This window comes from Mycobacterium scrofulaceum (assembly GCF_002086735.1).
In the GTDB taxonomy this organism is placed as follows: domain Bacteria; phylum Actinomycetota; class Actinomycetes; order Mycobacteriales; family Mycobacteriaceae; genus Mycobacterium; species Mycobacterium scrofulaceum.
Map to the genome: position 1 here is coordinate 461,037 of NZ_MVIJ01000001.1, position 6,476 is coordinate 467,512.

The 6,476-nt window shown below is 68.3% G+C and carries 3 protein-coding genes and 1 pseudogene; all 4 read left to right on the forward strand.

Annotation, left to right across the window (positions count from 1 at the left end):
• Nucleotides 1–96: 96 nt before the first annotated feature.
• A complete protein-coding gene (locus BST44_RS01990) occupies nucleotides 97–1,863 on the forward strand; it encodes an ABC transporter ATP-binding protein (protein WP_083174703.1) in 1,767 nt (588 codons plus the stop codon).
• Entirely contained in the window at nucleotides 1,860–3,764 is a 1,905-nt protein-coding gene (locus tag BST44_RS01995; RefSeq protein WP_083174705.1) for an ABC transporter ATP-binding protein, read from the forward strand. Before BST44_RS01990 ends, BST44_RS01995 begins: the two co-directional genes overlap by 4 nt.
• Before the next feature lie 307 nt (nucleotides 3,765–4,071).
• Nucleotides 4,072–5,214 carry a BTAD domain-containing putative transcriptional regulator gene (locus tag BST44_RS02000; protein WP_083174706.1) on the forward strand — a complete coding sequence of 381 codons (1,143 nt, stop codon included), beginning with the start codon at nucleotides 4,072–4,074 and terminating at the stop codon, nucleotides 5,212–5,214.
• Between the two features lie 157 nt (nucleotides 5,215–5,371).
• Nucleotides 5,372–6,476 (forward strand): annotated as a pseudogene (locus tag BST44_RS02005) (serine/threonine-protein kinase); the annotation flags it as partial.

Below are 6,476 nucleotides of genomic sequence, written 5' to 3' on the forward strand. Positions count from 1 at the left end.
ATGCACTGTAGCGGCAGCCCAGCGGGTCAACCACCGACGCGCCTGAGCAGGCGTTTCGGTTGCACCGGCGGACGCGCCGTATGCGACAGTTACGAAATGCTCCTGGCACTGCTGCGCCAGTACATCCAGCCGTACCGGCGACTCGTCGCGGTGCTGATGGTGCTCCAACTGATCAGCACGCTGGCGTCGCTGTACCTGCCGACGGTCAACGCCGCCATCATCGACGAGGGCGTCGCCAAGGGTGACACGACCACGATAGTCAGGCTCGGCATGGTGATGCTCTCGGTCACCGGGTTGCAGGTGGTGTGCGCGGTTGGGGCGGTCTACTTCGGCTCCCGGACCGGGATGGGCTTCGGCCGCGACCTGCGCGCGGCGATGTTCGAGCACATCACCACCTTCTCCGAACACGAGACGGCCCACTTCGGCGCGCCCACGTTGCTGACGCGCAGCACCAACGACGTCCGCCAAATTCAGTACCTGGTCCAGATATCGAGCACCGTGCTGGTCACCGCCCCGATCATGTGCGTCGGCGGGATCTTGATGGCCGTCCGCCAGGAGGCCGCGCTGACCTGGCTGCTGCTGGTGAGCGTCCCGGTCATGGCCGTCGCGAACTACTGGGTGATGTCGCACATGCTGCCCCTGTTCCGCAGGATGCAGGGCCTGATCGACGGCATCAATCGGGTGTTGCGGGACCAGTTGTCCGGCGTGCGGGTTGTCCGGGCGTTCGCCCGCGAGGACTACGAGCGTGACCGATTCGGTCGCGCCAACGCCGCGCTGTCGAACACCGCGCTGACCGCCGGCAACTGGCAAGCCGTCATGCTGCCGGTGACCACGCTGACCATCAACGTGTCCAGCGTCGCGCTGATCTGGTTCGGCGGCCTGCGCATCGACCGCGGCCAGATGCAGGTCGGGTCGCTGACCGCCTTCCTGGCCTACTTCACCCAGATCCTGATGGCGGTGCTGATGGCGACCATGACACTGGTGGTCCTGCCGCGAGCGTCCGTATGCGCCGAACGCATCACCGAGGTGCTGTCCACCCGGGCCGCGGTCACCGACCCGCCGAGGCCGCTGTTCCCCCGCGGTGGGATCACCGGGCTGGTGCGCCTCGACGGCGCGACGTTCACCTATCCGGGAGCGGATCGCCCAGTGCTGCAGGACGTTTCGTTGACCGCGCAGCCCGGCACCACCACGGCCATCGTCGGCAGCACCGGTTCGGGCAAGTCGACGCTGGTGTCGCTGATCTGCCGGCTCTACGACGTGACCGGTGGCGCCGTCCTGATCGACGGCGTCGATGTCCGCGACTACCACACCGAGCGGCTGTGGTCCGCGATCGGGCTCGTTCCGCAACGCGGCTACTTGTTCTCCGGCACCGTCGCCGACAACCTGCGCATCGGCGCGGCCCCCCACCAGGTGGTGACCGACGACGACATGTGGGAGGCGTTGCGGGTGGCCGACGCCGCCGGATTCGTCCGCGCACACGACGACGGGCTGCTGATGCGGGTGGCCCAGGGCGGAATCAACTTCTCGGGCGGTCAACGGCAGCGACTCGCGATCGCGCGGGCGGTCATCCGCCGCCCGGCCATCTACCTCTTCGACGACTCGTTCGGCGCGCTGGACGTGCACACCGACGCACGGGTGCGCGCGTCGCTGAAGCACATAACGGGCCACGCCACGGTCATCGTTGTCACCCAACGGGTTTCGACCGCCGCCCAAGCCGACCAGGTGATCGTCGTCGACGGCGGAAAAGTGGTGGGAAGCGGCACGCACGACTCGTTGCTCACCGACTGCCCGACGTATGCGGAGTTGGCCGACTCGCAGTCGGTGGGCGCCTTGCGATCAGGGCACGTCGGGGGTGCCCCGTGACCGTGGCCCCCGCGCGCGGCGTGGCCCCTGCCCCGGCCGGGCGGTCCCGCGACTTCTGGGGCTCGGCCGCGCGGCTGGTCAAACGGCTTGCACCGCAACGCCGGTTGAGCGTCGCGGTGGTCGGCCTGGGCATCACCGGAACGGCGATCGGTGTCGTCGTCCCGCGAATCCTCGGCCACGCAACGGATCTGCTGTTCAACGGCGTCATCGGACGTCAGCTCCCCGCGGGCATCACCAAGGCGCAGGCCGTCGCGGCGGCCCGGGCCCGCGGTGACAGCACCTTCGCCGACCTGCTGTCGGGGATGAATGTGGCGCCGGGGAACGGGGTGGACTTCGGCGCGGTGGCGCAAACGCTGGCGCTGGCGTTGGGCCTGTATCTGGTTTCGGCGCTGTTGATCTGGTCGCAGGCGCGGCTGCTCAACGTCACCGTGCAGCGCACCATGGTCGCGCTGCGCTCCGATGTCGAGGACAAGATTCACCGGCTGCCGCTGGCCTACTTCGACGGGCGCCAGCGCGGGGAGCTGCTGAGCCGGGTGACCAACGACATCGACAACGTGCAGTCGTCGCTCTCGATGACCATCAGCCAGCTGGTGACGTCGATCCTCACGGTGTTCGCGGTGCTGGCGATGATGGTGTCCATCTCGCCGCTGCTGGCCCTGATCACCGTGGCGACGGTGCCGCTGTCGCTGGTGACCACGCGCGCGATCGCGCGGCGGGCGCAGCGTTTGTTCGTCGCGCAATGGACGAGCATCGGTCGCCTCAACGCCCATATCGAGGAGACCTACAGCGGCTTCACCGTGGTCAAGACGTTCGGCCACCAGGCCGCGGCGCGGGAGCAGTTCCGCGATCGCAACGACGACGTGTACCGGGCCAGTTTCGGCGCCCAGTTCTTCTCCGGGCTGGTGGCCCCGGCGACGGCGTTCATCGGCAACCTCGGCTACGTGGTCGTCGCCGTGGTGGGCGGCCTGCAGGTCGCCACCGGCCACATCACGCTCGGCAACATCCAGGCATTCATCCAGTACGTCCGGCAGTTCAACGCCCCGCTGAGCCAGGTGGCCGGGATGTACAACACCCTGCAGTCCGGGGTGGCCAGCGCCGAGCGGGTGTTCGATCTGCTCGACGAACCCGAGGAATCACCCGAACCCGAGCCCGCGTCGCGGCCGCACGGCGACGCCGGGCGGGCGGCGGGACGGGTCGAGTTCCAGCACGTGAGCTTCGGTTACCGCCCGGGAGTACCGGTGATCCACGACCTGTCGATGGTGGCGGAGCCGGGTAACACGGTGGCGATCGTCGGCCCCACCGGGGCCGGCAAGACCACGTTGGTGAACCTGCTCATGCGGTTCTATGACGTCGAATCGGGCCGGATCCTGGTCGACGGGGTCGACATCACCACAGTGAGCAGGCAGTCGCTGCGGTCGCGAATCGGCATGGTCCTGCAGGACACCTGGCTCTTCGACGGGACGATCGCGGAGAACATCGCCTACGGGCGGCCAGAGGCAGGTGCGGACGAGGTGGTGCAGGCCGCCAAGGCGGCTTACGTCGACCGCTTTGTGCACACCCTGCCGGACGGCTACGAGACGCGGGTGAGTGGCGGAGGCGGCAACATCAGCGCCGGCGAGAAGCAACTCATCACCATCGCGCGGGCCTTCCTCGCCAGGCCGCAGCTGCTGATATTGGACGAGGCGACCAGCTCGGTCGACACCCGCACCGAGGCGCTCATCGCGCGCGCCATGTCCGAGCTTCGCCGTGACCGCACGAGCTTCATTATCGCGCACCGCCTTTCGACTGTCCGCGACGCGGACCGGATCGTCGTGATCGAGGCCGGCCGGATCGTCGAGCAGGGCAACCACGCCGAGCTGCTGGCCCGGCGAGGCGCCTACTATGCCATGACCAAGGCATAGCGGTGAGGGGCATAGCGGTGAGGGGCATAGCGGTGAGGGGCCGGCGCCATTGGGCCGGCGCCGAACGCGTTTTGACGGCCGGCTCGTCGCCGAGCGTGCAACTGTTGCGAGAAAACGGCGCAAAACAAGCGACAGTTTCACGCTCGGCGACGCCATGCGTCGGCCAGCCGCACCAAGGGTGCCGCCCTGCTGGGTCTGCGGCTCGTGCTGTCCGCAACCACAATTACGAGGTAATGACGTTTCCTCGGCGCACGGCGGTATGAGCCACCGAGCAAAGACGATCGGCCGGAGAAAGGACCGATAGGCGATGGCGGACAAACGTCTCGAACTCGGTCTGCTCGGACCGCTGGAGATGAGCGTCGGCGGCGCCCCGGTGGCCCTGGGCACCCCCAAGCAGCGGGCGGTGCTGGCCCTGCTGCTGATGAACCGCAACAGTCCGGTGGCGGTCGACCGGCTGATCACGGCCCTGTGGGACGACTCGCCCCCCTCCGGGGCGCGGGCCAGCATTCATTCCTACGTGTCAAATCTCCGCAAGTTGCTCAGCACTGCCGGCATCGACCCGCGGGCGGTGCTGGTGGCGGCGCCCCCGGGATACCGGCTCGGCGTCGGCGAAAGCGCTTACGACCTCGGCCGATTCATCGCCGCAAAGACGGCGGGCGTGCACGCCGCCGCCACCGGCAAGTTCGAGGAGGCGAGCCTGCACCTGACGGCGGCCCTGGCGGAATGGCGCGGGCCGGTGCTCGAGGACCTACGCGAGTTTCAATTCGTCGACACCTTCGCGACTTCCCTTGTCGAAGAAAAGGTTCTGGTCCACGGCGCGAAGGCGGAGGCCGAAATCGCCTGCGGGCGAGCGTTCGCCGTGATCACCGAGTTGGAAGCGCTGACCGCAGAGCACCCCTATCGTGAGCCGCTGTGGGCGCAGCTGATCACCGCCTACTACCTCACCGACCGCCAATCCGATGCGCTGGCCGCCTACCGCCGGGTCAAGACGACACTCGCCGAGGACCTGGGCATCGATCCGGGGCCGACCCTGCGGTCGCTCAACGAGCAGATCCTGCGGCAAGAACCGCTGGACGTGAAGCGCACCGCCAAGACCGCCGCCGTCGACACCGTCACTGTGCTCGAACAGCACACCATGGTGTCGGGGCAGCAGGCGGTCGCCTATCTGCATGAGGTCTCCGGACGCAGCTATCCGCTGCTGGCGGCGTCGACCCGGATCGGGCGGCTCGGCGACAACGACATCGTCCTGGACAGCCCCAAAGTGAGCCGCCATCACGCCGTCATCGTCGATACGGGCACCAGCTTCATGATCAACGACCTCCGGTCCTCGAACGGGGTTCACGTGCGCCACGAGCGGATCCGCGCCGCCGCCACCCTGCGCGACGGCGACCACGTGCGCATCTGCGATCACGAATTCACGTTCCAGATCGCCGCGGACGACGAGCGCTAGCCACGCCATCGAGCCCCGGGTCATTCGTGCGATTGTCGTGCGGCGCGGCGGATGGGGGCTTACCGTCATGGTTGCTGGGTAGGGGGTTGCGGCTCACCGGTGCGCCCGGCGATGGTTGTGTGTCGGCGGCGTGCGGGATGGGTGTGAAGGATCGGCGATGAGTGATGAGCAGGCCTCGCGGGTGGGTTCGGATTTCGGGCCTTATCGCCTAAAGCGGCTGCTGGGCCGGGGTGGGATGGGCGAGGTCTACGAGGCCGAGCACACCGTCAAGGAGTGGATGGTCGCGGTCAAGTTGCTCTCGGAGAGCTTCAGCAAGGACCCGGTGTTTCGGGAGCGGATGAAGCGCGAGGCGCGCACCGCCGGTCGTTTGCAGGAACCCCATGTGGTGCCCATTCACGACTATGGCGAAATCGACGGGCAGATGTTCTTGGAGATGCGCCTGATCGAGGGCACCGACCTCGACAGTGTGCTCAAACGCTTCGGCCCGCTGGCCCCGCCGCGCGCGGTGGCCATCATCACCCAGATCGCCTCGGCGCTCGACGCCGCCCACGCGGCCGGGGTGATGCACCGCGACGTCAAACCGCAAAACATCCTCGTCACCCGCGACGACTTCGCCTATCTGGTCGACTTCGGCATCGCCAGCGCCACCACCGATGAAAAGCTCACCCAGCTGGGCACCGCGGTGGGCACCTAGAAATACATGGCGCCCGAACGGTTTTCCAACGCCGAAGTGACCTACCGCGCCGACATCTACGCCCTGGCCTGCGTGCTATACGAATGCCTCACCGGAACGCCGCCCTATCGGGCCGACAGCGCCAGTGTGTTGGTCAGCGCGCACATGATGGACCCGATTCCGCAACCGACCGCGCTGCGGCCGGGCATTCCCAAGGCGTTCGACGCGGTCATCGCCCGCGGCATGGCCAAAAAGCCCCAGGACCGCTACGCCAGTGCGGGCGATCTGGCGCTGGCCGCCCACGACGCGCTCAGCGACCCCGACCAAGACCACGCCGCCACCATCCTGCGCCGCAGCCAAGAAGCCACCCTGCCCGGCACCGCCACGCTCGGCCCCCAACCGACGGTCGCCGACACCGCGATGGCGCCCCCCGCGACGCCGCCGTCTCCGGGCCCGACGGCGAACACCCCGCCACCGTCGGCGGCGGGCTCGACTCCGGTTCCCGCGCAGGGCGCCCCGCCCTGGCGACCCGAGAGCGGCCCCATCCCGGCCGCGCCCCAGCCCCCGACCACACCGCCCTACTACCAAC